The sequence below is a fragment of the Nitratireductor sp. PBL-C9 genome, from assembly GCF_050877045.1.
Taxonomy (GTDB): domain Bacteria; phylum Pseudomonadota; class Alphaproteobacteria; order Rhizobiales; family Rhizobiaceae; genus Nitratireductor; species Nitratireductor aquimarinus.
The window spans coordinates 357,515-382,750 of sequence record NZ_JBPAXW010000001.1 but is presented as its reverse complement, the minus strand read 5'-3'; the positions used below and the strand labels follow the sequence as shown (position 1 = coordinate 382,750).

The window sequence follows — 25,236 nt, the reverse complement described above, 5'->3', positions numbered from 1 at the left end:
GGCAATCTTGAGTTCAGATGTGACATCGCTCGCGGAGCGTTTTGAGAAGTTCGTCGCCTATGAAGTGGAGGACAAGGCTCTCCCTTCCGTGTCCTATGTGCTTGTCGACCGGGATGGCGTCCTGGCGAGCGGGCATGTCAGGCGCAGCGATCTGGACCATGCGATGGGTGAGGATACGGCCTTTCGCATCGGCTCACTGACGAAAATGTTCACGGCGCTTGCGCTGATGCAGCTTGCAGAAGCGGGCAAGGTCGATATCGATGCCGATATCCGGGAATATCTGCCGGAATTTTCACCGCACAATCCCTTCGACAACGACCCGTCCGGGCCGCATGGCAACAACATCACGCTGCGCAAGCTGATGAGCCACACCTCCGGTCTGGTGCGTGAGCCGAAGAGCGGACACTATCTTGATTCCCAGCGCCCGGTTCTGTCCGAAACGGTGCGCGAACTGGCGGAATCCACCCTGAAGGAAGACCCCAGCGCGGGCGTTTTCCGCTATTCCAACGCCGGCATTGCAGTCGTCGGGCGGGTGGTCGAACTCGTGTCCGGCTGCGATTTCAACACCTATGTGGCGGATCATCTCTTCCGCCCGATCGGTATGTCTAACAGCGCTAACACCGTATCGCCGGAACTTCTGGCGCGGCTTGCGCCTGCGTGGATGTGGACCATGGAAGCGGATGTTCCCGCACCCGTCTTCGATCTCGGCGGTTCGCCCGCCGGCAACATCTATTCGACGCTGTCCGACATGGGGCTCTTCGCCCGCACGCTCCTTCGTGGTGGCTTTACGTCTGACGGCGCCTCGATCATCTCGCCTGGAAGCCTGACGCGGATGTGGATGCCCGTCGGAGAACGGCCGCCGGGCTATCGCGGTGACCTGAAGGGTTATGGCCTTGGCTTCGGACTGGGAGAGGTGGATGGCTGGATGTCGATTGGCCATGGCGGCGCGGTCTATGGTTTTGCGACCCAGATGACGCTTCTGCCAGCTGCCGGTCTCGGTGCGCTGATTTTCTCGACACTGGATTTCAGCAACCAGATCGCCAGCCGGTTGACCGTGAAGGGGCTGCAACTCGCACTGGCTGATCGCAAGATGGGGGCGGCGCCGGTGCCGCCGAAGCCACGCACGCCTCTGGCTCCCGAAGAGCTGGAGGACCTCGTTGGCCATTATGCCGAGCAGGATGCGACCGAGGGCGAGGCCGTGGAAGTGCGCGCAAGCAAAGGGCGGCTTTACCTTATGGGTGATGGCGTGCCGCTGGAACTTCGCCGCGTCTCAGGGGCCGATTTCCGGATCGATGGCCGCATCTACGGAGAGGGCGCGGATTACGCACATATGGATGTCGCTTTCCCGGCGCAGGACGAAATGCGCTGGAAAGACAAGGAATGGCGGAAAACCCCACCCTGTCAAAGTGAAGTTCCGGCAGAAATTGCGCCGCATCTTGGCGATTACGGGCCGGACTTCAACGTCACCAACCTGTTTTACGCCAATGGGGGGCTCAAATGCCTGATCGAATATTTCTGCACGCATGCGTGCGAACCGGTTGGTCCGGGTCGCTTCAGGATGCACGGCATACTCTATGACAATGAGCTTCTGGAACTCGATGCCGTCAATGAGGAAGGCAGGCGGGGCATTCGTGTCGGTCAAATGTTTCTGGAGCGGCGACCCTGAGCGGTCACGAGGGTATCATGTCCATTTCGCATATCGAGATTTTCAAGGCGGGATTGCCGCTCAAGCGCCCGTTCCGGATCGCCATTGGCGAGACGAGCGTTACCGAGACGATTTTCGTCAGGGTGCATACGGATGACGGCCTCTACGGGCTCGGGGAGGCCAACCTCTTTCGGCCCGTGGCGGGCGAGACCCGGGAGGCCGCGCTGGCCAATGCGCGCGATCTGGCGCAATGGCTGATCGGCCGGGACCCGCTGGATATTGACGGTTGCGTCGCCGGCATGCGCGCCTTCCTGCCGAACAACGCCACGATCCGTTCGGCTTTCGACATGGCGCTTTACGACCTTCTGGGAAAGACGGCGCAATTGCCGCTATACGCGGTTCTGGCGGGGCCAAGGCGAGAGATCGTCACCGACAACACGGTGGGCATCGATACGCCCGAGACCATGGCTGCGCACGCTCTTGAGTTCCGCGAGCGCGGCTTCACGGCGGTCAAGGTCAAGCTGGGCGCGGGCGTTGCGGAGGATGTGGCGCGCGTCGCGGCGATCCGCGACGTTCTGGGGCCGGACATCGCCATTCGGATCGACGCCAATCAGGGCTGGGACCGGGTGGAGGCGCTTCAGGCGCTCAGGCGATTGTCGGCCTTTGACATCCAGTATTGCGAACAGCCTGTTGCAGCCTGGGATTTCGAGGGTCTCGCCGCCGCCCGTTCGCTTGGAGCGATCCCCATCATGGCCGATGAGGCGCTTTTCGACGAGCACGACGCCATGCGCCTCGTCACGACCGGAGCCTGCGATTATTTCAACATCAAACTGGCGAAGTCTGGCGGAATTCACGTGGCGCTGAAAATCAACGCCCTGGCTGAAGCGACAGGCATAAAATGCATGGTCGGCTGCATGACCGAGACCCGTCTGGGGCTCACCGCTGCCGCGCATCTGGTCTCGTCACGCGGAAATATCGTTTTCGCGGATCTGGACGGCGCAGACATGCTGCGTGAAGATCCGGTCGTTGGCGGCATGGTCTATGGCGAGGGCGGGCGCATTATGGTGCCCGATGCTCCGGGACTTGGCGCTGATCTGGATGCCGGTTTCATCGCCGGTCTTGAATGCGAAACCATTGGGCGGAATGCAGAATGATTGTTGAGGAGCCACTGGACGCGCAGGACAGAATGGATTCGCCCATCGGCGCGCGCATGCGCATAGGCGGCCGTGACGTCGATTACTTTTGCGGAACCAGTTACCACGCCCTTCATGGGCATCCCGTCGTCATTGAGGCGGCGGTGCAGGCATTGCGGACGTATGGGCTCGGCCCGGCCACGCGCGCCGACATGCCGGTCTATACGGAGACCGAAGCGCTGGTCTGTCAGCATTTCGGCTGCGATGCCGCAGCCTATGTGGCTTCCGGTTATCTCTCCATAATGGCGCTTCTGCTCGCCCTGCGTGACGATTACGATGTGGCCTTTGCCGATGAACGATCCCATTTCAGTGTGAATGACGCGCTGAAATGCGCCGAGCGGCCGGTTGTCCGTTTCAAGCACCGCGATCCGCAGCATCTTTCAGAGCAAATGCGCCGTCATCTAAAGCCTGGGCAGGTGCCTGTCGTGGTGAGCGATGGTGTGTTCCCGTCAACCGGTGCGCTCGCTCCGCTCGATGCATACGCCGATATTCTGGAAGCCTGGCCGGGCGGGCTGCTCTGCATCGACGATTCCCACGGCGTTGGGGTTCTCGGCGGCTCGGGGCGTGGAACGCTCGAGCATTTCGGCCTTGAAGGGGACCGTGCGTTTTGCGCCGGCACGCTCAGCAAGGCGTTTGGCGGTTTTGGCGGCGTCGTGCCGGCAAGTCGTGCGCTTGCGGAGAAAATCGCGACCAAGGGCGGTGTCGTCGCTGGCGCGTCGCCTCCGCCGGTTCCTGCTGCGGCTGCGGCTGGTGCGGGGTTGCGGCTTTTCATGGAAAGCCCGGCCATGCTCCAGTCACTGCGCGCGAATGTGGCGCATATGCGTGCTGGCCTCGCCGAGCTGGGGCTCGCTGTTCCGCAGACGCCCGTGCCGATCTTCAATGTTCAGGCGTCGGTCGATCTGAAGCAGGTGAGCGAGAAGCTTCGCGCGCGCGACATCGTGGTGAAGCATGTGAGCGCCGGCGGTTACTCGGATGCGCCGCCGGTGGAAACACTCAGGATCGCGGTCTTCTCCAGCCATACGCCGGAGCAGATCGATGGTCTGCTCGCCGGCCTTGCCGCATATCTTTGACGCTGTCTTGTTGACGAGAGCGAAAGCCAGCCAGCTTTAGCACGGCTGGCTTTCCATCATCAGCACTCGGGCGCGCGGAGCGCTTTGTAGACGCGGCTGGTCGGGGCGATGCCCATCGTGTCCGCGCAGAAGGAAACGGCGTCGAGAAGCGGATCGAGCGCGATGCCGGTCTCCATGCCTTGACCGTTCAGAAGATAAACGACATCTTCCGTCGCCACATTGCCGGCTGCGCCGGGGGCAAAGGGGCAGCCGCCGAGGCCGCCCGCAGCCGCATCCACGGTACGAACGCCGAGCCTCACCGCTTCCCAGACATTGGCGACGCCCATGCCGTAGGTGTCGTGGAAATGGGCCGCGATTTCATCCATTGGAACGTTTTTCGCGACCGCTTCCAGCACGGCGGCAATGCGCGCCGGTGTCGCCTTTCCGAGCGTTTCGCCAAGGGCGATCTCCTGGCAGCCCATCTCGCGCAGGGCCTTGGCCACAGGGGCGACGGCCGTGGGGGCCACCTGGCCGGCATAGGGGCAGTCGGTGATGGTGGAGATGTAGCCACGCACGAACACGCCCGCGTCACGCGCCCGCGCAACGATGGGCGCGAAACGCTGAAGAGAGGCGCTGACCGTGGAGCCGATGTTCTTTTCCGCAAAAGCATCGCTAGCAGCCGTGAAAACGGCGATGCCGCGCGCGCCTTCTTCAAGCGCCTGTTCCAGCCCCCGCTCATTTGCAACCAGCACCATGTCGCCGGCGCGTTCTGGCGCGCCGACGGCTTTCATGACATCCGCCGTGTCCGCCATGCGCGGCACACGCTTTGGCGAGACGAACGCGCCCACCTCCATCCGCGTAATGCCGGCGCGGCGCAGCTGCTCGATCAGTGCGATGCGGTGGGCGGTTTCGATGTGTTCCCTGCGCGCCTGCAACCCGTCACGGGGCGCAACCTCGACGATTGAGACGCGCGTGCTCACTTGTCGCCCCGGATGCGCTTCAAAATCTCTTCGGCCAGATCCTGCCGCACCTTGCCGAGGGTCTTGAGTTCGCTCGCGACCAGATCGATCTCATCACCAACCGCACCGACCATCAGAGCGACATTCTGCGCATGCAGCGCCATGTGTCCCTTCTGGATGCCGGTCGTGGCAAGCGCGCGCATGGCGGCGAAGTTCTGGGCAAGACCGATGGAAACCACGATGCGGGCCAGTGCATCGGCCGTTTCGACGCCGAGCAGCTTCAGATTGGCCTGGGCGGTCGGGTGGATCTTGGTCGCGCCGCCGATCAGGCCCACGGCCATCGGCATCTCCAGAATGCCGACCAGATTGCCGTCTGCGTCCTTTTCCCAGCGCGACATGGAGCGATAGCGTCCATCACGCGCGGCGAAGGCGTGCGCGCCGGCCTCGATGGCGCGGGTGTCATTGCCGGTTGCCAGCACGACAGCGCTGACGCCGTTCATGATGCCCTTGTTGTGGGTCGCGGCGCGGTAGGGGTCTGCATCGGCGAAGCGGTAGGCGGACAGCATGTCGTCGCGCACCTGTTCGCCGCCGATCTCTTCGAGCTTCCATACGGCGCGGGCGCGCACCACGCGCCGGTCTGCCAGATTGGTGAGAATGCGCAGCAAGGTGCGCGCGCCGGTCCAGTCGGCGAGCCGTGGGGCCAGCGCCTCGGCCATGCTGTTGACCGCATTGGCGCCCATTGCGTCGCGCGTGTCGACGATGATGTGCACGATGGTCATCGGCCCTTCATCACTCGCAATGACCCGCACATCGATATCGCGGAAACCGCCACCGAATTTAACCAAAAGCGGGTCGGTTTCGTCGCAAATGGCCCGGATTTCTTCGATTTTCTCGTAAACCTTCAGGCGCACATTTTCGGGGTCGCTTGCGCCCAGAAGCTGGATCTGCGCCGCCATGACGGGGCCGCTGCCGGAGGTGAAGAAACCGCCGGTGGAGCGGCAGCGCTTGGCTGCGTTGCAGACGGCGGCGACGACGGAGGATTCTTCGGTCGCCATCGGGACCAGCATTTCGCGCCCGTCGACAATCATGTTGGTGGCGATGCCCACCGGAATGGCCATTGTGGTGATCGCGTTCTCGACCATACGGTCGGCGAGTTCGATCTGACCTTCGGCTGCTGCGGTGAGGCTTGAAATGGCCTCGTTTCCAAGCTGCGCCTGCCGGGCAACGGCCTGGAGGCGCTCTGCCGGGGGCATCTTGTGAAGGCCTTCAATACGGGACGATTGGACGTCGCTCATCATGTGTCCTGTTGTTACTGAATCATGGTTTTGGGGAGCCAGAGCACCAGCTCCGGGAACAGCGCGCAGATCAGGATGCCGAACGCCTGAAGAAGCATGAAGGGAATGATGGCCCGATAGACCGTTCCCATGCCGATACCGGCCGGTAGAACGCCTTTCATATAGAAGAGCGTGTAGCCGAAGGGCGGCGAGATGTAGGCCATCTGCGCCGACACGAGGAACAGGATGCCGAACCAGAGCCTGTCGAAATCCAGAAAGTCGATGACCGGCAGGAAGACGGGCACGCAAAGGAGAATGATGCCGATCTCGTCAAGGAACATGCCGAGGAAGAACAGTATCGCCAGCATGACGGCCAGCACGACCCAGCGATTGGCGTCCATGTCCTGAATGAAGCCGAGCAGGAAATCCGCGCCGCCCGTTCCGGTGAAGATCGCGACGAAGGCGCGCGCACCGATGGTGATCCAGAGGATCATGGTCGTGACCTTGACCACGTCCATGCCAACCCCGCGCAGAAGCTCCCAGCCGAAACGGCGTTCGATCAACGCTGAAACGAAGGCCAAAGCAACGCCCACGGCGGCTGCTTCGGTCGGCGTGGCGATGCCCATATAGATGGTGCCCAGAACGCCAACGATGATGAGCATCGGCAGCACCAGCGACTTCAGCGCGGCAATGCGCATGGCCCAGGTGATGTCTTCATTCTCTTCCGGACGCGGCGCAATCGACGGGTTGAGCGCTGCACGCAGCACGATGTAGCCGATATAGAGCGAGGCGAGCAGAAGACCGGGTATCACGCCGGCGATGAACATCTGCCCGATCGAGGCCTGCGCGGTGACCGCGTAGACAATGGTGATGACCGATGGCGGGATCAGGATGCCCAGCGTGCCGCCGGCGCAGATCGTGCCAATGGCGAGTTCCGGCTGGTAGTTGCGCTTGAGCATCGAGGGCAGGGCAAGCATGCCCATGGCGGCGACGGCTGCGCCGACAATGCCGGTCATGGCGGCGATGATCGTACAGATGGCGATGGTGCCGACGGCAAGCCCGCCGGGCAGGCGGCGCGACCACAGTTCCATCGCCTTGTAGAGGCTCTCGATCACGCCCGAACGCTGCAAAACGCTGGCCATCATCACATAGAGCGGAATGGCGAGCAGCGATTCCGACTGCATCGTGTCAAAGAGATTGAGAACGGTGACGGAAAGGGCCGCCGGTCCCCAAAGGGTGATCGTGAAGACAAGGGCGAGCGAGCCCAGCGTGAAGGCGAGCGGAAGACCGGTCAGAAGCAGTCCGACCAGACTTGCGAACATGATCACCAGAACGAGTTCGGAGCTCATGGGCGCGCCTCCGTACGTGCATCATTGCGCAGGGCGGACACCGCCTCGACCAGCGCCTGTGCGCACAGCATGACAAAGGCGAAAGGCACTACGAATTTCAGCCACCAGATGGGTGGGTTCCAGGCAGAGAAGCTCGTCTCTCCGAGCGACCATGCATTGACGGCCAGAGGCCAGCTCACGGCGGCGAAGACGGCCGCGAATACCGCGATCACGAGAAAGGCGAACACATTGAGCACGCGCTGAACGGGAGCAGGGGCCTTCTCGCTCACGATGTCGACCGCCACATGTCCGCGCAGATGCAGCAGATACGGGCCGGCCAGCATGAAGTGCGGGCCGAAGACGAGCGTACTCGCTTCCATGGCCCAGACGGTGGGCGCATTGAAGGCGTAGCGCGCGATCACCTCATAGAGGAGCATCGGCACGACGGCGAAGATGATCACCGCAGCGATAACGAAGAGAACCCGGTTCACACCGGTGACGAAGGCGTAGACTGCCTGCATGGAAATGACATTGAGCCTGAGGGTCGATAGCGGGCGGCGCTGTGGCCGCCCGCCTGGAACAAGGATCAGATAAGACCGAGCGACTGCATGAAGCCGATCTGGCTGTCGACGATCTTGGTCGCCAGCGGATCTTCCTTCGTTGCGGCTTTCCAGGATGTGACGGCCTTGGAGCGGGCCTCTGCGACATCCACCGGATCGAGGTAGATGACCTCGACGCCCTGCTCGCGATATTTGTCGAGCACCTGGCTGTTCTGCACGATGATGCGCTGACGCAGCGAGCCCGAAATCTCGCGGGCTGCGACGGCAAGGGCTGCCTTGTAGCTTTCCGGCAGCGCGTCATAGGCGGCCGAATTCGCCACATAGCTGGTGGCCGTCGTGGGCTGGTGAACGCCCGGCAGGATGATGAACTTCGCGACTTCTGCGAGGCCAGCCTCGTAGTTGGCCGTGAGGTCGCCACGGTCTGCAAAGTCGATCAGGCCCTTTTCAAGACCGGAATAGACTTCGGCCGTCGCCATCGGCGTGACCGCAACACCCAGATCGCCCATCACCGCAGAAGCGAGGCCCACAAAGCGGCCCTTCTTGCCGGCCATGTCGGCAATGCTCTCGATCTTGACGGTCGAGTGCATCGGCTCTTCGCCATAGACGGTCGGCGCGATGTAGGTCAGGCCGGCCTTGCCATAGGCTTCACGGGCCATTTCAAGACCGCCGAGCTCATAGAACCAGGCTTCGTACTGGTCGGGATCCGGGAAACCGAACGGAATGGTCGAGGTGAAGGCGAAAGACGGGATTTTGCCGGCTTCATAGCCGTCAAAAGTCTTCATCAGCTGGAATGCGCCGCTGCGAACCGCATCGAACGCCTGATTGGCCGGCACGAGCTGGCCCGCCGAGAACAGCTTGATCTCGAACTGGCCGTCGGTCAGCTCCGAGACACGCTCGACGAACTTCTTCTCGAACTCAAACGGCGTTGTTCCGCCGTCCCAGAGCGCCTGCATGCGCCACTGGACTGCTTCTTCTGCGCGCGCCACTGCGGGCATAGCCAATGCTGCTGCACCGCCCAATGCGGAAGCCGTCAGAAAACGGCGTCTTTTCAAATCGGTCATTGCTTCCTCCCAAGACAGCATGTTTGTTCATAAGCGCAAATTGTCCTAAAATGAATTGGGACAATCAAGGGACAGTTTGACGCAAATTGGCGATGACTGTCCCAGCAGGAGGAGTGGGACAATAAGCGATGACTGAAAGCGATACGCGCCTCTCTCGCGTCGACCGCATTGTCCAGCATGTCAGCGGGCTGCTCGCCGCCGGAGCCTATAAATCGGGTGAGCGGCTGCCTTCCGTGCGCCAGGCCGCGCGGGAGCATGGTGTTTCCAAAAACACCATGGCGGAGGCCTATGACAGGCTGGTTGCGCGGGGGCTGCTGGAGGCACGCGCCGGGTCTGGCTATTACGTCGCGCAGTTTCAGATCGACCGCCCCGCACCGCCCGCGCCGCATGTGGCTGCGGCGGTGGATGTGGTCTCGCTCCTGCGCGAACAGCTCGACCAGCACTATGAGGTGCGGCCGGGCGACGGCAGACCGCCGGCCTCGTGGATGGAGGGGGCAGAACTCAAACGGTATTTTTCCAGTTTCAGGACTGCGGATCCGGCTGCGGTGGATTTCGGCTATGGCAGTTCCTGGGGCTATGCGCCGCTGCGCGAGCGCCTTCGGGTTCTGCTTCTGGAGCGTTCGATCACCGCCCAGCCGGACGGGCTTCTTCTCACGCATGGGGTCAATCACGGGCTCGACCTGATCATCCGGCATCTGATCGAGCCGGGTGACACGGTGTTCGTCGATGATCCGGGCTATTACCCGCTTTTTGCAAAACTGACGCTCGCCAAGGCGCAGATCATCGGCATTCGCCGCAGCCATGACGGGCCGGATCTGGAAGATCTGGCCGCGAAGCTGGCGCTGCATCGGCCCAAGGTCTTTTTCACGCAGTCTCTCGCCCACAACCCCACCGGCAGCACATTGTCGCCGGCGGTTTCGTTCGGCCTCATGCAGCTTGCGGAACGCTGGGGCTTTCTGCTTGTGGAGAACGATGCCCTGGCCGACATTCTGCCCGCGACATTGCCGCGGCTTGCCTCCCTCGATCAGCTCAACCGTGTGCTCTATGTCGGCACCTTCTCGAAAACGCTGTCGGCCAGTCTGCGCTGTGGTTTCGTCGCCGGTCATCCTTCCATTATCGGGGCGCTCGGCAATCTGAAGATGCTGACCACGGTGGCCACTTCCGACTATGTGGAACGATTCGTGTTTCATCTCATTCAGGGCGGGCAGTATCTGCGGCATCTGCGAAAGCTGAGATCGCGCGTCGAGGAAGCGCACAAGACCTCGCTTGCGCGGCTTGAGGCGCTGGGGCTGACAGTTCGCAAGAGTGTCTCGCCGGGCTTTTATCTCTGGGTGGAGTTCCCCGACTCGATTGACGAGATGGCGCTCTGCCGTGCGGCCTCTGAGGAGAGCATATTCCTTGCGCCGGGCAGCGTCTTTCGGCCGGGCAGGCCGACGCAGGGCAGGGCGGCGATCCGGGTGAATGTCGCCTATGGGACGCATCCGCGCTTCCTTGCGTTTCTGGCGGATCAGCTGCGAAACGCTCCGCGCGCGTAAAGACGATGTGAGCCGGACTGTCAGGAGTGTCCCGGGTCCAGAGTCGCTTCCGATTGCAAGTTCGCGGCGCGTCTTCGATAAGGGCGCTTCAAGATGCTTCGGCCTCGCCGCAAATGCATCTCCCGTCAGGATGGCGGGAGCGCGGTGGGGAATAGGACAACGCTGGTCCAGAGAGTTCTTTCATGGAAGGCCGCTTTGAGATGATCTCAACAGGCGAAGGTTCCGCCACGCTCGCCGATCAGGAACTCGGTCGGGATGCCCTGCGTCAACTCACCGGGTCGGGTACGCCGGTGGAGCTGTGTAACTGCGTTCTGGAAGACGCCGATCTCTCGCGGCTGGACATGGAGGGATGGCGTTTCGAGCAATGCAATCTCACCCGGACCTGTTTTGATGGCGCGCAGCTGGATGATGCCGCTTTTGTCGGTTGCCGGGCTGCGAAGGCCAGTTTCGTTGGCGCAAAAATGACCGACGCCCGGATTGAGGGTAGTGATTTCAGCAATACAAACTTTCGGCGCGCAACGCTCACATCGGCGGTCATCACTGGCTGCAAGATGCTCGGCGCGGACCTGACGGAAGTGCGCAGCCTTGAGCTTCAGCTCGAGGAAGTGCTCCTGAGAATGGCCACCCTGCCATCGTTCTCGTTTCGCAAGAAGGTGTTGAAGCGGGTCGATTTCGGCGAGGCGGACCTGCGGATGTGCGACTTTCGCGGGGCGACATTCGAGGGCTGTTCTCTGCGGGGCGCGAATCTGGCGGATTGCCGTTTCGAGCTTGCGGATCTGCGCGACGCCGATCTTGGTGAGATAAAGCTGACCGACGCCCGCCGCTTCAGGGGGGCGATGATCTCAAGGCAGCAGGCCGCTGAGCTTCTGGAACAGCTCGGGCTGCTGGTTTTCTGAATGGTCCCGATGAGCCTGGAAGAAGCCGCAGGGTTGCAGAACGTTTCGGAGAAGAGCTTCCGCGATGAGGTTCTCGACGATCTTGCGATCTTTGAAACCACTTTTTTTCGATGTGAATTCGTGAACTGCATTTTCGATGGCGGCCGGATCGGCCTGTCCACCTTTCACGACTGTCAGTTCATCGGCTGTTCGTTCCGTGACGCAAAACTGCAATCCTGCCGTTTCAGTGGAGAGGAGGAGACGCAGCGCTGCACCTGGTCGCGCTGCGACCTGTCGAATGCGGTTCTGTTGAAATGCGATGTCTCGCACAATGTGTTTGGCGACTGCCTGGGCTTCATGCTGCGTCTGGAAGACTGCGATGCGGGTGAGGCGCAGCTGAAGCTCGACGTTCAGCGACAGATCAACCATCGGCACATAATGGGTGGCTTTTCGTGCGTGCGCACGAAACTTCAGGACGCTGATCTGAATGGCCTCAATCTTGAAAGCAGCACGTTCGAGTTTTGCGATCTGCGTGGTGCGAACCTGACCGGCTGCAATCTCTCATCCGCCAGTTTTGCAGGCTCCAATCTCAATGGAACCCGGCTGACGCGTGCGGTTTTGACGGGGGCAAGCATCGCGCATGCGCAGATCGATGAGCTGGATCTGACCGAGGCGCTGACGACTGATGATCTGACCATCAGCCGTGACCAGCAGGAAAAGGTGCTGGCGCGATTCCGGATCAGGGTGCTGAATTAGGGTCAGGACCCAGTAATATTGATCATCTGAAAAATACTTTTACCGCTCCGGTGAGAGTTGATGGAAACGATGCAGGAAATGGCCAAAATCATCTGGCGTATGTTTCGGCTTTCGCGACGCTTTCGTAAAAAAACCAGTTCACTTGCCCTGTATGATGAAATAAATGTTTGTGAGTTCTGAGTTTGGCGAAGTTTTACGCTGAATCCCAGGGACAAGGGGTGGCCGGTGTCTGCCGGAGCGAGGGGGGAATATGACCGAACATTGTGCGGGCAGGAGTGGTGGTTTATCAGCTGCGCGCCTCTTCAGGGCCGCGCTGGCGGGTTTTGCCCTGTGCTCTGCGTCCGCTGCGGCGCAGGCCAGCGACATGCTTGGCGCGACAGAGGCCGAAATCCAGGATCAGCAGCGATGGCGGGTGATTTTCAGCCCCTATGTCTGGGGCGCGTCGCTCAACGGCACGGCGGGCGTTCTTGGATATAGCACTGATGTAAAAATGCCCTTTCATGAGATCTTTAAGAATCTCGATGTCGGATTGATGGGCAATCTGGAAGTCACGAATGGCACGTTCGGCGTCTATGTCGACGGCCAGTACGTCAAGACCAGCCAGGATGAAGACATTCTGGACAATGAACTGGCGTTGCAGGTCATCAACACCACGCTTGCCGCCGGCGCCTATTATCGCGTTTACGAGCAGGAGCTGGGTGGCGCGACGCTCTTTGGCAGGCCGCGCGTGTTTGCAATCGAGCCGACGCTTGGTGTTCGCTGGACACAGATAGACGCCAAGGTCGAAGTCGGGCCGATGACCGCTCGCCGGAAGGTACAGTGGACCGACCCGTTCATCGGCGCGCGGATGATCTACGACATTGATGACCGTTGGAATTTTGCGGCGGAAGCAGACATTGGCGGCTTTGGCGCCGGCACTGATTTCAGTGCGCACGGTCAGGCCTATCTCGGCTACCGGACCATGATCCGCGACGTTCCGACCATGTTCCGCGTCGGCTATCGCGTTCTGTATCAGGACTATGATGGCGGCGACAATGTCAGCGACTTCAAGTATCGCGTGACCCAGCATGGCCCGGTCGTCGGGCTTTCCATCACATTTTAGGGCGTTGTGCCGCCAGGGGAAACACCTGGCGGCACATGCCTGAAGACTGTGGAGGCCGGTCAGTCCTTGGGCTGATAGGTCATGGTCCGGGCAATGTTCTGCGCAGGGCGTTTTTCGCCGGCCAGAACCTCGAAGTCGAGGTGGTTTTCCGGCGGAACCAGCGGGCAGGTCACGAAATTCGTGAAGGCGCAGGGCAGTGCCACAGCGTAGTTGAAATCGATCCAGTCGATGCGGCTGTTGGTCTCGTCGGTGAACTGAAGTTCAATGACGCGGCCGGCGCCATAGGTCACGGGACCATTGGTCTTGTCGCGCACATGGGCGACCGGCTGTACGCCGTCCGGCGTGTCCTTGCCGATGAGAACGAGTTCGTGGCTCTTGCCTTTGTACTCGAAGGTGAAGGTGCCCATGCGCGGCGTGGATTCACGCACGCCTTCTTCCACGGTTTCGGCCTCGTAGTCGGTGCGTTCGCTCGGCGTGTAGACGCCGCGAATGCGCCATTCGGGATCGTAATCGAAAGCGGTGACGCCGGCGTCTTCCAGACGTGTGGCCTCAAGCGGGTCGCGCACGCGGACGCCGAAAAGCGGCTGGCCGTCATGCGTCGTGCGCAGAAGCGTTTCCACCTCGTTGCGGCCGAAATAGACCGGAAGGCTGTCGCCATGACCATAGGTCTGGTTGCGGCCCGGAATGATCTCCACCGGGCCCGTGGGGTATTCGCCGTCCACCGACAGGTTCGGGCCTTCGGCGGGCGGGGTGAACATGATGCGTCCGTCTTCCACCGACCACGTGCCCGGCAGAAGGTCAAAGGTGACGCCCTGATCGTCTTTCTCCAGCCAGTACTGCGCAACCAGCGAAGTCCAACCATACGGGCGGAACATCTTGGCGACGTGGGCATAGCGCCATTCGCGCCATTGACCTTCCAGGTGTTCTGTCGTGGGCATGTTCATCTTCCTTTCGAAGGATTCAGTTGTCTGCTTGCGCAAAAGAAAGTGGATGGACCGGCGTTTCAGCCGGCCGGGCGTGTGAGCTCGTCGAGGAATGCGAGGACACCGCGCCAGGAGCCTTCATCCGCCCGTGCGTTGCCCGATGGCGTGCCGCCATTCGTGTAGGGCACTTTCGAAACCGGGTGCTCGCGGCTCAACTGGGTCGAAGGCACGAAGGGCAGGTTGATCGCATGGCCGGCGTCATCGAAATCGAGATGACGGACGAGGTGCGGGTGGTCGTGCCGGTTGAGGGTGGAAACCACCATTTTCGAGTAGAGGCTCGATGGCCAGGCGCGGTCGTCGCGGCCCGAAACGAGCAGGACGGCGGCCTTCGTGTTCTCGATTGGAATGCGTGAGCGTGCGGCCAGATCGGTGTCCTTCAGGCCCTCGAAGAAGACGGAATGATGCCGGGTCGGTGGTGCATCGCCGCCCCAGGGGTGCCAGTGCACGGCCTTGTTGTCCTGCCAGAGATGGGTAAGCGGCTCACCGCCCCGGGTCCAGGTCACGCCCTGCCAGCCGCCACGCGCGGGATCGCCCGCACCCTGTGCGCCATGCACCATGGCGCCCGGCACATAGGCGATCACGGCGGAGATGAGATCGGGGAAGGTCGCGCCGAGGAGCAGGGAGAGTTCGCCACCGCGCGACTGCCCGGCAACCGCCACGAAACCGTCGCGCGGCTTGAGCGTACGGTGCGCCCAGTTGAGGCCGGTCTCCAGATATTCGAGCGGGGTTTCGGTGATGAAGGGCGACAGGCCCGGAGCCTTGAAATAGCCGAGCGCAAAAGCCTGATAGCCATGGGAGGCGTAAAGCGCGCCGCGCGGCTCGTTGATGCCGCCGCCGGAACCATTGAGCACCACCACGACGGGATGCGGGCCGGGGCCTGCGGGTGTGAACAGCGTGCCGACCAGTCCGTCTTCGCGGATTTCCTGCCGTTCCACGCCTTCAGCTGCGAGACGCTGGAGAAGCGCACCCTCTGCCTTGACGCCTGCGGCGGTTTCCGCCGTCAGCGCCGTCTTCAGCGGCTGCATGACGTCGTCAGGGAAAAGCTCCTGACTGTTGCTGTCGACCGGCTTCTGGCTCCAGATGAGGCCCATTGCCGAGATTTCCGCATAATCGCCGCCAACGGGCGCATCGCGCGTCAGATCCACCACGCCATCGGCATCGGCCATGAATGTCGCCTGGCTGTACCAGACAACGCCGCCCGCCCGCACTGTCCGCGCGGAGATCGCGACGAGTTCATCGGGCGCGAGGCCCGAGACGACGATGCGGCGGGGCTCGTCGATCAGGCCGTCAGCGGGGGTGACGGAAACAACGGGCGCGGAAGCAGGATTTGTCGTCATCTAGAGCACCATTTCTGCAAGAGGGGTGGTCAGCCATTTCCGGGCATTGGCGCGCAGAGGGGCTGAGCCGGAGGCACTCCGGCCGTGTCGGGAAAGGCGTGGCATTATCGGTTTGCCTCACCTGTCATGCGTGCGAGCTGAGCATCGAGGCGTTTTGCAAATTCATAGTCCAGCGCGGCTTCGGGCGAGCGTGCGCCGCCGCGTGGCCAGTGACCGCCGCTTCCGGTCCAGTCGCTTTTGAGAGCCGCGAGCCGGGCCTGCCAGTCGATGCTGTCTCCGGCTGCTTCAGGGTCGAAGGCAAGCAGGAACACGCCCCGGCCTTTCGGATCGTCGCGGCCACCGCCGGCGACACCGGCCAGAAGTTCGACCACGAGGCCAAGCAGAGAGCCAACCTGTCCGCCGCGCGGCAGAAGTGCGGTAACCTCGGAGGCGATGGTGGTCGGCTGTCCTTCGCCATTCAGCGCAATTCCCTCCGGCAGGGGAGCGCCGGTGCTGCGGGCGTTGCGGATGTCGGCCATGGTGGCGGTGCTGCTTGCCACGTCGATCACCACGCGGTCTGCGCCAGTGCCCATGGCGAGGGCGAACGGATTGGTGCCGATGACGGCGCGCGTGCCGCCATGGGCGGCGACGAAAGGCGGGCCTTCCGCTCCGGCGATTCCGACAAGGCCGGCATCGGCGAGATGGCGCACGAAGGGAGCAAGCCGGCCGAAGCCCCTGACACCACGCAGAAAGACGGCGGCGATGCCCTTTTCCCGTGCGGCTGTGGTGAGGTCCAGCGTGGCGCTCGCAACGGCAAGCGGTGCAAAGGAGGCCGAGCAGTCGAGCCAGCTTACGGTCTGCGGGGTTTCGGTAGTAGGGATGGGTGTGGCGTCCGCTGTCCACTCATCCAGCATGGCAATGCCGAAGCACGACAGGTTGAGTGCGTCGGCCTCGATCAGTGCTGCTGCGGCAAGTTTCGCTGCCGGAGTGTCGCCAAGCGCTGCCGAGAGCCGCGCAACTGCGTCGGGAAATGCGATCATTCGTCCATGCCCCGCGCTGCATTGCCGATCTGGACTTCGCCAGCGGACAGATAACCGAGCGTCATCAGGCGTTCGATCAGGAACGCCCGGCTGCTCTTGATGTGTTCGGCCTCGATGGCGGCGGCCCTTTCGCCATCGCCGGCCTCGATGGCGTCGACAAGCGCCGTGTGCTCGTCCGAGTGCTCGCCGATCTTGACCGAGAAATCGATTGCGAAGCGCAGAAGGCGTTCAAGCTCGTCGAACAGGGTTTCCGAGAGAGCGACAACGCGCTTGTTGCGGCTGCACTGCGCGATGGCGACGTGGAAGCGCCGCGCCACCTGCTGCATGGCCCCGATGTCGAGCGGTGTTGCATATTCGGCAACGATTTCGCGCAGCTCGGCGATGTCGGCCGGAGTGGCGTAGCGCGCTGCCTGCCGTGCGGCATGCGGGCCGATGGCCGCGCGCAGGTCCAGGATTTCGTGGACGGCCTGAAACGTGATGGTGGCCACGCGATAACCGCTGCGCGGCAGGATCGTCACGAGCCCGTCGGCCGCGAGCTTCTGCATGGCGTCGCGCACCGGCGTTTTCGAAACGTCGTAGTCACGCGCAATGGCGTTGGTGTCGAGCGTGGTGCCCGGTGCGAGTTCGCAGCGCACGATTTTCTGCCGGAGCGCAAGATAGATGCGCTCCGAGACGGGTGTGTGGGCGTTGGGGGCCGGGCCGGTGTCGACGGTCATGAGCCTCTTGTCCTCAGCCGATCAGTTCTTCGCCCAGGCTACGAAGTGCCGCTCCAGCGCCTCAAGGGCGAGGATGGTGAGATAGCCCATGACCGAAATCACGACGATGCCGACGAACATGCGCGAGACCGCAAAGGTCTGCCACGATGCCCAGATGAAGAAGCCGACGCCGCTGCGCGCACCGAGGAACTCGGCGGCTGCGATGATGATGTAGGACGAACCCGCAGCAAGCTTCAGGCCGGTGAAGATGCTTGGCAGCGCAGCCGGGAAGGCGATGCGCGTGAAGGTCTGGAACCGGCTCGCGCCTGCGTTCTTGGCGACATCCATGTAAATCTGCGGGGTCTGCAGGACGCCGCCCATGGTGTTGTAGAACATCAGGAAGAACACGCCGATGGCGATGACGACGAATTTGGATGCATCGCCGACGCCGAAGATCAGCAGGATCAGTGGGAGGATGGCGATCTTCGGCACCGGATAGAGTGCCGAGAAGATCGGACCGAGGATGCGGCGGGCAGGCTGGGACAGGCCCAGAATGAGGCCGAGCGTGATGCCCGGAATGGCGCCCATCATGTAGCCGATGCCCACACGGCGCAGGGTTGCGCCCATATGCTCGAAAAGCTCCAGGCTCACGATCATGCGCCAGGCGGTTTCGGCGATGGCGCTGGGAGCCGGGAAGAAGCGGCGGTCGATCAGGTTGAACTGGCTCGACAGCTCCCAGATCAAAAGGAGCAGAAGCGGGCTGAAATAGGACGCGAAGCGGAACAGTTTTTCACGCCGTGCCGGCGCTTTGAGCCGGCGGAGTTCGTCTTCTGTCAGTATCGTGGTCGCAGTGCTCATCTCATGCCTCCGCAGGAGAGGCCAGCAAGCGCCAGACCTCGTAAGTCATATCCCAGAAACGCTTGTCGCGGCGCATCTCCACAACGTCGCGCGGGCGTTCGAAGGGGACGCGCATGTCGGCGACCAGCCTGCCGGGGCGCGGCGACATGACGAGAACGCGATCCGCCAGCGTCAGCGCTTCATCGACACTGTGCGTGATGAAGACCACGGTCTTGCCGGTCGTTTCCCAGATTCGCAGCAATTCCTGCTGGAGAACCAGGCGCGTCTGCTCATCCAGTGCGCCGAACGGCTCATCCATCAAGAGGATGTCGCGGTCGTCGACAAGAGCGCGCGCCACGGAGACGCGCTGCTTCATGCCGCCGGAAAGCTGATGGGGAAGGGCGTTCGCGAAGTCGGTCAGGCCCGTCAGCGTCAGCATTTCGCGCACACGCGTCTCCTGCTGTGCGCGGGGCACGCCTTTGAGGCTCAGAGGGAACGCGATGTTCTGCGACACGGTCAGCCAGGGCAGCACGGACGCTTCCTGGAAAACCATCGCCGGCGGCGTCGAACTGTGCAGCTTCACGGAACCGCTCAGCTCGTCCTCAAGGCCGGCGAGAATGCGAAGAACCGTGGTCTTGCCGCAGCCACTGGGGCCAACGATGCACACGAATTCGCCGCGTTCGACCTCAAAGCTGACGTCGGAGACGGCCACGGTCACGCGGTCGTCCTGGCTGTCGTAGAACGCTTTGGTCAGATGGCTGACCTCGATGGCCGCTCCGGCGGTCTTCGCCGGAGACGGACGCACTTTTTCCTGCACGGCCTGCATCACTTCTTGCTTGCGAGGAGTTCGTTGGCACGCTGCAGAAGATCGCGGCGATAAACGCTGTCGATGTCGGAATTGCCCTCATATTCGAGCGCGCCGCGCTGACGGAAGAACTCTTCCTGTTCACGCACCGATTCCATGTCGATGGCGCCGTCTTCGGAGCGGACCGTATAGGGAATGCCGCGCAGGGCGTCGGGCTCGGTGCCGGTGTAGTTCGACACGATTTCGAGGATCTTGTCGTCTTCCCAGCCGCCATTGTCGAGCTGGCGTGCAGCTTTCAGATAGGCCGCCATGAAACGCACAACCGCGTCCTCGTTCTCTTCGACGAAGTCCTGGTTGAAGGCGATCAGGCCAAGCTCGGTGCCAAAGGTGTGATCCTCGACCAGACGGCGGCCAAGCCCCTGCTTTTCAAGCTGGTGGGCGAAGGGCTCGATGCTCCAGCCCGCTTCAAGCCCGCCATTGGCGAAGGCGGCGGCGGTCGCGGGCGGCGGCAGGTAGACCGGCTCGACGTCGTCGATGGTCAGGCCACCCTTTTCGAGCGCCTTTGCGACCGAATACATGCCAAAGCCGCCGGGGCCGGGAATTCCGATGCGCTTGCCCTTGAGGTCGGCAACGGTGCGGATGCCTTCATCCCAGGCCGTTTGCGACACCATGAAAGGCGACGGGGAGGGAACCGTGTTCGGCATGCGCGCCGAGGTGGCGATGATGGAAACCGTGGCGCCGCGATCAAGCGCGTTGAAGAGGCTGGAGGCCCAGGTGGCGGCACCCGCTTCAATGTTGCCGGAGGCGAGCATCTGGATGGTCTCGGCCGTGTTGCCCTTCGGCGAGAGCGTCACGTCGACGCCGAACTCATCGAAATATCCCAGATCTTCCGCGACGAAGAAGGGCGCATAGTCGGCAAAGGGAGAATAGAGGAACTCGATCTCCGGCAGGTCTTCGGCCTTTGTTGGCAGGGTGGCTGCCGGTGCCAAAGCGACAGCAAACGCGGCTGCCATGAGAACACGACGACTGACTGAGGGCATGCGTGAGACTCCTCCTTCTCCGCAAGGAAAACTGGCCGGCGCCTGACATTTCCACCCCTGTCCGAAGCCTTTCCGGGCCGTGGGCAGGGAGAACGTCATGCCGGAAATGAAACCGTACAACTGATATATCAGTGGCGCAACCTGATATTTTCATTTTGGTACTGTTGTATCGATTGAAGCAATTTCGCCTGTGCCGGGCGGGGTAAATCGGGGGAGGTGCCTAGCCGAAACGCCGGGCGCAATTGCAGAACTCCTTGAGCAGCGGGTTCTGGTTCGCCGGCGACCAGAAAAGCGCGAGCTCGTGGTCTGGCAGCGCCGGCTCGGTGGGCTTCAGAACCAGTTCGGGGCTCATGGAGAGCGTGTCCGGCGAGATCAGGCAGACGCCGACACCCGCCGTTGCAAGCGCCATCTGGGACTGCGCGGTGCTGACCTGGGTGTGGACGATGCGCGGCGTGAAGCCCAGCGCATGAAGGCCGGCCATCTGATAATCGTAATGCGCGCGGTGATAGTTTCGCGGCGCGAGAATGATCTCCAGATGCGCCAGATCCTCGCCGCTGAGAGACGGCTTTGCGGCGAGCGGATGGTGCCGTGAAAGGCAGATCAGATAGGGGGCCTTCCAGACGGTGATGCTCTCCAGATCCTCCGACAGGCGCGGCGGCGTCGGAATGGTCAGGAAGGCAGCGTCCAGCTCACCTTCGTTCAGCTTCTGGCTCAGCTCTTCGGCGGCAAGTTCGGTGAGGAAGAAATCGCTTGCCGGATGGCTTTTGCGAAACCGCTGCAGCAATTGGGTGGTTGCCGGATAGGACATGTAATTGGGAATGCCTATCTTGAGCTCCCGCGCATTGCGCCGCCCTTCGAGCGTTTCGATGGCGTCGCCGAAAATGTCGAGCACTCGTTGCGCCTGTCCAAGCAGAAACTGCCCTTCCGGCGTCAGCCTGAGGAGCCGGTTTCCGCGTTCGACCAGACGCACGCCCAGTGTCGTTTCAAGCTGCGAAATCTGCTGGCTCAGCGTGGGCTGGCTGATGGCGAGCGACTTTGCCGCGCGGTTGAAGCCGCTCAGGCGGGCCAGTTCATCGAAATAGATGAGCTGGCGCAGGCTCACATTGCGCATGCGGCGCAGAATGGACGGTTCGATGGGATTGCCGGACATGCCCTGACACTTTCGCGTTTGATCACGGCACCCCGCCTATAGGTTTTATCTATCAGTCGGATGACATTCGAATTGAACTGTCATGCAGGTGAAATGCAGCCGACTTAACCGTCGCCGCCATCGCGTTTCGGTTCAGGCGGTTTTTGTGTCACTTGCTCTAAAAGTTCTGGGTTCGTCGGGTGGGTATCCCGTGCGGGGGCTTCCCTGTTCGGGTTATCTGGTTACGGCCGATCAGGAAAACATCCTTCTCGATTGTGGTCCCGGCATCGCAACCGCTCTGCTTGCCGATGGCAGGCATTGCGGGCTGGATGGGGTGGTCATCAGCCATCTGCATCCCGATCACGTTCTGGATCTCGTGCCGCTTGCCTATGCGCTTCTGGCCGAATGGCTCGTGGATGGGCGCACCACGCCGCTGCCCCTTTGCATTCCGCAGGGCGGTTTGCAGTTTCTTCAGCGGTTCTCCGACCTGTTCGGTCACCGCAGCTGGCAGTTCCCGAGCGATGTGGACGAACCCGGAAAGCGGGCGCTTGCCGCCTCGGTTCAGGAGCGGCACGACTGGCTTCTGACGGTTTTCGATGTCCGTGAGTATGCCATCGGAGACACGCTCAGGCTTGGCGCGAACCAGATCGAGACGCATGCGGTGGATCACAATGCGCCGACGGCCGCGATGCGGATCGAGAAGAACGGCGCGAGCATCGTCTACTCGGCAGATGCGCTCTTTGACCCCACCCTGGTGGGTTTCGCCGCTTCCGCCGATCTTTTTCTGGTGGATGCGCATATGTCCGGCCCGCTTGCCGGCGGCGCGCATATGAGCCCTGCCGAGGCGGGCAGGCTGGCCGCTCTCGCAGGGGTGCGCGAACTGGTGCTCTGCCATCTCGCAGCGCCTGAAGACGGGCCGAGCGCGCGCGCCGCGGCGGCGCAGCATTTCAGCGGTGCAATCCATCTCGCCTTTGAAACGCGTGAGTATCGCCTGTGACCGTTTCTCCCGCAGCGCTTCTGACACCCATTCCGGCAGCGCCCACAGGCATCGGGCAGCGCATTGCGCCCTATCTGCTGGTCGGCCCGCTCATGTTGCTCCTCTTCGTCTTTGCGATCCTGCCGTGTCTTCTGACGCTGCTGCTCGCCTTCTTCGACGTGGATATTCTGGCCGGCACCATTCGCTTTGTCGGGTTCGAGAATTTCACCCGGGCTGCCGCGCGCGGCGAGGTGCTCAACAGCCTGCGCGTCACCTTCACCTACATTCTCCTGACCGTGCCGCCATCGATGATCCTCGGCCTTTTGATCGCGCTCGCGATCAACAGTCTGCGGCGCGGGCGCGCATTCTGGCAGGCAGTCTACTTCCTTCCGGTCGCGGCCACGCTGGTCGCCATGTCGATCGTGTGGCGCTGGATGTTCGTCGGGCGTCGCGGCATCGTCGACCAGACGCTTGGTCAGATGACCGGCCTGGTCGACTGGCTGAACTCGCCCGTGCTTTCCCTGCCGGCGGTCGCCATTGTCGGCAACTGGCAGCAGATCGGCTTTGTCGTCGTTCTTTATCTCGCGGCGCTTGCCGCCGTGCCGCGCCACCAGATCGACGCCGCGCGGGTGGATGGCGCGGGTGCATGGCACCGCTTCTGGCACGTCACCTGGCCTGCCATCGGCCCGACCACGGTGTTTGTCGGCATCATCACTTCAGTCAATGCGCTGCGGGTGTTCGACACGGTTTCGACCATGACCGGCGGCGGCCCTTCGCGCAGCAGCCAGACGCTCGCTCACCTCATGTGGGAACGGGGCATCTACTTCTTCGACATCGGCGGGGGATCGGTGGTCACGCTCGTTCTTCTGGCGTTCGCCATCGCCGCAACCGCGCTCCAGCGCATCATGACCGCACGGCTCGAGAAGGCTGGAACGCGATGACCCAATCAATCGACACGACCCGCGCCCGCCTGGTTGCAGGCGGCACCCATTTGGCGCTCGCAGCAGGCGCGGTTTTCATGCTGCTGCCTTTCTGGCTGATGCTGCGCACCTCGTTCACCGCGCCGGATCAAATCTTCTCCGGGAACATTCTGGCGCTCAGCGATTTCAGCCTCGAGAACTATCGCCGCGTTTTCGCGGAAGTGCCGCTGCTTCGCTATTATCTGAACGGCATTTTCGTGGTGACGGCGATCTTCGTCGGGCAGGTGATCGTCTGCGTTCCCGCAGCCTATGCGCTGTCGCGGCTGCGCTTTTCCGGGCGCGAAGTCGGGTTGTGGCTGGTGCTGGCCGCGATGATGGTTCCCTATCACGCCACGGCCATCCCGATTTACGTGCTTCTGTCGCGCTTTGGCATGATCAACACGCATGGCGCGCTTATCCTGCCGTTCATCGGTTCTGCCTTCAGCGTTTTTCTGCTGCGGCAGTTCTTCCTGTCGATCCCGCAATCGGTTTTCGAATCGGCGCGGCTCGATGGCGCGTCCTCGCTGCGCACGCTGGTGCACATCGTCTTCCCGATGGCGCGGCCGGCCATCGTCACCTTCGGCATTCTCAGCTTCGTGTCGCACTGGAACGACTATTTCTGGCCGTCCTTCGTGCTGCGCAATGATTTCGCCGCCACGGTTCCCTTCGGCATCGTCAAGTTTCTCGATCAGGAGCTTGGTGCGGATTACGGGCCGCAAATGGCGGCTGCAACCCTGACCGTCCTGCCTCTTCTCGTCGGTTTCCTCATCGCCCAGCGGCAGCTCATCGCCGGCATAGCGATGACCTCCGGGCAGGTCGACTGACATCGTCTCACATCACATCTGGAGCCAATTCATGGAACGCCTTCTCACCACCACCGCACTTCTCGCCATGATCAGCGCGACGCCTGCACTCGCCCAGACCGAGCTGCGGCTGGTCTCCGGTCAGGAAAAACAAAACGGCGCGGTTCTGAAACAGGTCTTCGAGGCCTTCAACGCCGGCCAGGAGGATGTTTTGGTCAATCTGGAGCTCGACAACCAGTCCGATCTCGACACCACGCAGAAGGTTCTGGCCGACATCGTTGCCGGCTCCGCTCCGGATGCGGTTCGCGTGACCGGCGCCGTGCTGCGGGCCTATGTGGATTCCGGCCGCGCGCAGCCGCTGGACGAATGCCTCGCCTCGGCTCCGGAGCTCGCGGCGCAGCTCGACAAGGGGCTGGTCGACAATTTTCGTGTCGACGGCAAGCTCTATGCCATGCCCTGGTATGTCACCCTGCCTGCGCTGTTCGTGAACGCGGATGCATTTGAGGCCGCAGGCCTCGACCCGCAGAACCCGCCGCGCAACTGGAGCGAGCTTGAGGCCGCTGCCGCCAGGCTGAGCGACGGTTCCGGCAACCGTTTCGGCGTGCTGATGTACATGCCGAACACCTATGTCTATGAGAGCCAGCTTCTCTCGTCGGGCGGCGAGATGGTCGATGGCGAGGGCCGGTCCGGCGTTGCCAGCAAGGCTTCGGTCGAGCTGATGGCGTTCATGCGGGGTCTCGTCGAGAAGCAGCAGATGCCCGCGCTCGCGCCCTCGACCTTCTGGGGTGAGGCTTCGCGCATGTTCCAGTCCGGCGAAGTGGCGATGCTTCTGAGCTCGTCCTCCGCCTATAATAACGTCTCCAGCAACATCGCGTTCGATCTGGCGGTTGCGCCGATGCCGGCCCGTGACGACGAGAAGGCGCTGACGGCCGCTTCCGGCAATGGTTTCGTGATGCTCGCGACGGACCCGGAGCGCCAGAAAGCCACCTGCAAGGCGCTCCTCTCACTCGTTGCGCCCGAGAGCGTTGCCGCCACGGTGAAGGCGACGGCCTCTTCGCCGATCAATGTCACTGCTGCGCAGACGCCGGAACTGCTCGGCGACTTCTATGCCGAAAACCCCGCGCTCATGGCTCTGAACGGCCAGGAAAACCGCCCCTGGTACACGCTGCCGGGCCGCGCCAACAACGAGTTCCAGAGCAATTTCGGCGATATCCAGCACCAGATCCTGACCGGCGCTGTCGAACCGCAGGAGGGCATGAGCCGCCTTGCCGACATCATGAACGAGCTGAACGAAGCCCAATGATCGCGCGCAACGG

General features: G+C 62.3%; 24 protein-coding genes. 11 read left to right on the top strand and 13 right to left on the bottom strand.

Translation table 11 applies throughout. The annotated features are described in order from the left end of the window. Nucleotides 1–7 precede the first annotated feature (7 nt). From ACRTG1_RS01790 to ACRTG1_RS01780, 3 genes are read left to right on the top strand one after another with little or no spacing between them, the layout of a single operon-like run. On the top strand, nucleotides 8–1,666 hold the full coding sequence (locus ACRTG1_RS01790; RefSeq protein WP_432515643.1) for a serine hydrolase domain-containing protein: 1,659 nt from the start codon (nucleotides 8–10) through the stop codon (nucleotides 1,664–1,666). A 17-nt stretch (nucleotides 1,667–1,683) separates the two neighbouring features. After that, entirely contained in the window at nucleotides 1,684–2,799 is a 1,116-nt protein-coding gene (locus ACRTG1_RS01785) for a mandelate racemase/muconate lactonizing enzyme family protein (protein ID WP_206552898.1), read from the top strand. Further along, the gene (locus ACRTG1_RS01780; RefSeq protein ID WP_206544984.1) at nucleotides 2,796–3,908 is read left to right on the top strand and encodes an aminotransferase class I/II-fold pyridoxal phosphate-dependent enzyme; all 1,113 of its coding nucleotides are present in this window, start codon (nucleotides 2,796–2,798) and stop codon (nucleotides 3,906–3,908) included. Before ACRTG1_RS01785 ends, ACRTG1_RS01780 begins: the two co-directional genes overlap by 4 nt. 59 nt (nucleotides 3,909–3,967) lie before the next feature. Here ACRTG1_RS01780 and ACRTG1_RS01775 read toward each other — a convergent pair whose 3' ends face one another. The 5 genes from ACRTG1_RS01775 to dctP form a co-directional block, all read right to left on the bottom strand. After that, entirely contained in the window at nucleotides 3,968–4,867 is a 900-nt protein-coding gene (locus tag ACRTG1_RS01775; RefSeq protein WP_432515642.1) for a hydroxymethylglutaryl-CoA lyase, read from the bottom strand. Further along, a complete protein-coding gene (locus ACRTG1_RS01770; RefSeq protein WP_432515641.1) occupies nucleotides 4,864–6,141 on the bottom strand; it encodes a hydroxymethylglutaryl-CoA reductase, degradative in 1,278 nt (425 codons plus the stop codon). The genes ACRTG1_RS01775 and ACRTG1_RS01770 overlap by 4 nt, the downstream gene beginning before the upstream one ends. 14 nt (nucleotides 6,142–6,155) lie before the next feature. Next, nucleotides 6,156–7,469, bottom strand: coding sequence for a TRAP transporter large permease (locus ACRTG1_RS01765; protein WP_113156759.1), 1,314 nt, complete (start codon nucleotides 7,467–7,469; stop codon nucleotides 6,156–6,158). Further along, nucleotides 7,466–7,969, bottom strand: a complete 504-nt coding sequence (locus ACRTG1_RS01760) for a TRAP transporter small permease subunit (protein ID WP_206994603.1) — start codon at nucleotides 7,967–7,969, stop codon at nucleotides 7,466–7,468. The genes ACRTG1_RS01765 and ACRTG1_RS01760 overlap by 4 nt, the downstream gene beginning before the upstream one ends. A 65-nt stretch (nucleotides 7,970–8,034) precedes the next feature. Beyond that, the gene (gene dctP, locus ACRTG1_RS01755; RefSeq protein WP_222474152.1) at nucleotides 8,035–9,069 is read right to left on the bottom strand and encodes a TRAP transporter substrate-binding protein DctP; all 1,035 of its coding nucleotides are present in this window, start codon (nucleotides 9,067–9,069) and stop codon (nucleotides 8,035–8,037) included. A 128-nt stretch (nucleotides 9,070–9,197) separates the two neighbouring features. Between dctP and ACRTG1_RS01750 the strand changes: the two genes are divergently transcribed. From ACRTG1_RS01750 to ACRTG1_RS01735, 4 genes are all read left to right on the top strand, one after another. Beyond that, a complete protein-coding gene (locus ACRTG1_RS01750) occupies nucleotides 9,198–10,604 on the top strand; it encodes a PLP-dependent aminotransferase family protein (protein ID WP_432515640.1) in 1,407 nt (468 codons plus the stop codon). 182 nt (nucleotides 10,605–10,786) lie between these two features. Beyond that, the gene (locus ACRTG1_RS01745; protein WP_432515639.1) at nucleotides 10,787–11,500 is read left to right on the top strand and encodes a pentapeptide repeat-containing protein; all 714 of its coding nucleotides are present in this window, start codon (nucleotides 10,787–10,789) and stop codon (nucleotides 11,498–11,500) included. A gap of 9 nt (nucleotides 11,501–11,509) precedes the next feature. Continuing rightward, nucleotides 11,510–12,235, top strand: a complete 726-nt coding sequence (locus ACRTG1_RS01740) for a pentapeptide repeat-containing protein (protein ID WP_432515638.1) — start codon at nucleotides 11,510–11,512, stop codon at nucleotides 12,233–12,235. Between the two features lie 364 nt (nucleotides 12,236–12,599). Then, a complete protein-coding gene (locus ACRTG1_RS01735; protein WP_297562249.1) occupies nucleotides 12,600–13,337 on the top strand; it encodes a hypothetical protein in 738 nt (245 codons plus the stop codon). A gap of 59 nt (nucleotides 13,338–13,396) precedes the next feature. Here ACRTG1_RS01735 and ACRTG1_RS01730 read toward each other — a convergent pair whose 3' ends face one another. The 8 genes from ACRTG1_RS01730 to ACRTG1_RS01695 form a co-directional block, all read right to left on the bottom strand. Further along, a complete protein-coding gene (locus ACRTG1_RS01730; RefSeq protein WP_206544977.1) occupies nucleotides 13,397–14,275 on the bottom strand; it encodes a DUF1684 domain-containing protein in 879 nt (292 codons plus the stop codon). Between the two features lie 65 nt (nucleotides 14,276–14,340). Further along, a complete protein-coding gene (locus tag ACRTG1_RS01725) occupies nucleotides 14,341–15,657 on the bottom strand; it encodes an acyl-CoA thioesterase/BAAT N-terminal domain-containing protein (RefSeq protein ID WP_432515637.1) in 1,317 nt (438 codons plus the stop codon). A gap of 104 nt (nucleotides 15,658–15,761) precedes the next feature. After that, entirely contained in the window at nucleotides 15,762–16,676 is a 915-nt protein-coding gene (locus ACRTG1_RS01720) for an Ldh family oxidoreductase (RefSeq protein ID WP_432515636.1), read from the bottom strand. After that, nucleotides 16,673–17,392 carry a GntR family transcriptional regulator gene (locus tag ACRTG1_RS01715; protein WP_113156766.1) on the bottom strand — a complete coding sequence of 240 codons (720 nt, stop codon included), beginning with the start codon at nucleotides 17,390–17,392 and terminating at the stop codon, nucleotides 16,673–16,675. Before ACRTG1_RS01715 ends, ACRTG1_RS01720 begins: the two co-directional genes overlap by 4 nt. A gap of 21 nt (nucleotides 17,393–17,413) precedes the next feature. After that, nucleotides 17,414–18,229 carry an ABC transporter permease gene (locus tag ACRTG1_RS01710; protein WP_206544974.1) on the bottom strand — a complete coding sequence of 272 codons (816 nt, stop codon included), beginning with the start codon at nucleotides 18,227–18,229 and terminating at the stop codon, nucleotides 17,414–17,416. A 1-nt stretch (nucleotide 18,230) separates the two neighbouring features. Beyond that, entirely contained in the window at nucleotides 18,231–19,034 is an 804-nt protein-coding gene (locus ACRTG1_RS01705; protein ID WP_206544973.1) for an ABC transporter ATP-binding protein, read from the bottom strand. Next, nucleotides 19,034–20,053 (bottom strand): ABC transporter substrate-binding protein, encoded by a 1,020-nt coding sequence (locus tag ACRTG1_RS01700; protein WP_283801225.1) that lies wholly within the window; start codon nucleotides 20,051–20,053, stop codon nucleotides 19,034–19,036. Before ACRTG1_RS01700 ends, ACRTG1_RS01705 begins: the two co-directional genes overlap by 1 nt. Before the next feature lie 220 nt (nucleotides 20,054–20,273). Then, nucleotides 20,274–21,203 carry a LysR family transcriptional regulator gene (locus ACRTG1_RS01695; protein WP_432515635.1) on the bottom strand — a complete coding sequence of 310 codons (930 nt, stop codon included), beginning with the start codon at nucleotides 21,201–21,203 and terminating at the stop codon, nucleotides 20,274–20,276. Nucleotides 21,204–21,348: 145 nt separating this feature from the next. Here ACRTG1_RS01695 and ACRTG1_RS01690 point away from each other — a divergent pair, with 145 nt between their 5' ends. Genes ACRTG1_RS01690 through ACRTG1_RS01675 form a run of 4 tightly spaced genes read left to right on the top strand, consistent with a single transcriptional unit; the run spans nucleotide 21,349 to nucleotide 25,223 of the window. Further along, a complete protein-coding gene (locus ACRTG1_RS01690) occupies nucleotides 21,349–22,179 on the top strand; it encodes an MBL fold metallo-hydrolase (protein WP_432515634.1) in 831 nt (276 codons plus the stop codon). Beyond that, entirely contained in the window at nucleotides 22,176–23,099 is a 924-nt protein-coding gene (locus ACRTG1_RS01685) for a carbohydrate ABC transporter permease (RefSeq protein ID WP_432515633.1), read from the top strand. Before ACRTG1_RS01690 ends, ACRTG1_RS01685 begins: the two co-directional genes overlap by 4 nt. Continuing rightward, nucleotides 23,096–23,941, top strand: coding sequence for a carbohydrate ABC transporter permease (locus tag ACRTG1_RS01680; RefSeq protein ID WP_432515632.1), 846 nt, complete (start codon nucleotides 23,096–23,098; stop codon nucleotides 23,939–23,941). The genes ACRTG1_RS01685 and ACRTG1_RS01680 overlap by 4 nt, the downstream gene beginning before the upstream one ends. Nucleotides 23,942–23,972: 31 nt before the next feature. Then, nucleotides 23,973–25,223 carry an ABC transporter substrate-binding protein gene (locus ACRTG1_RS01675; RefSeq protein ID WP_432515631.1) on the top strand — a complete coding sequence of 417 codons (1,251 nt, stop codon included), beginning with the start codon at nucleotides 23,973–23,975 and terminating at the stop codon, nucleotides 25,221–25,223. The last annotated feature ends 13 nt before the right edge of the window (nucleotides 25,224–25,236 follow it).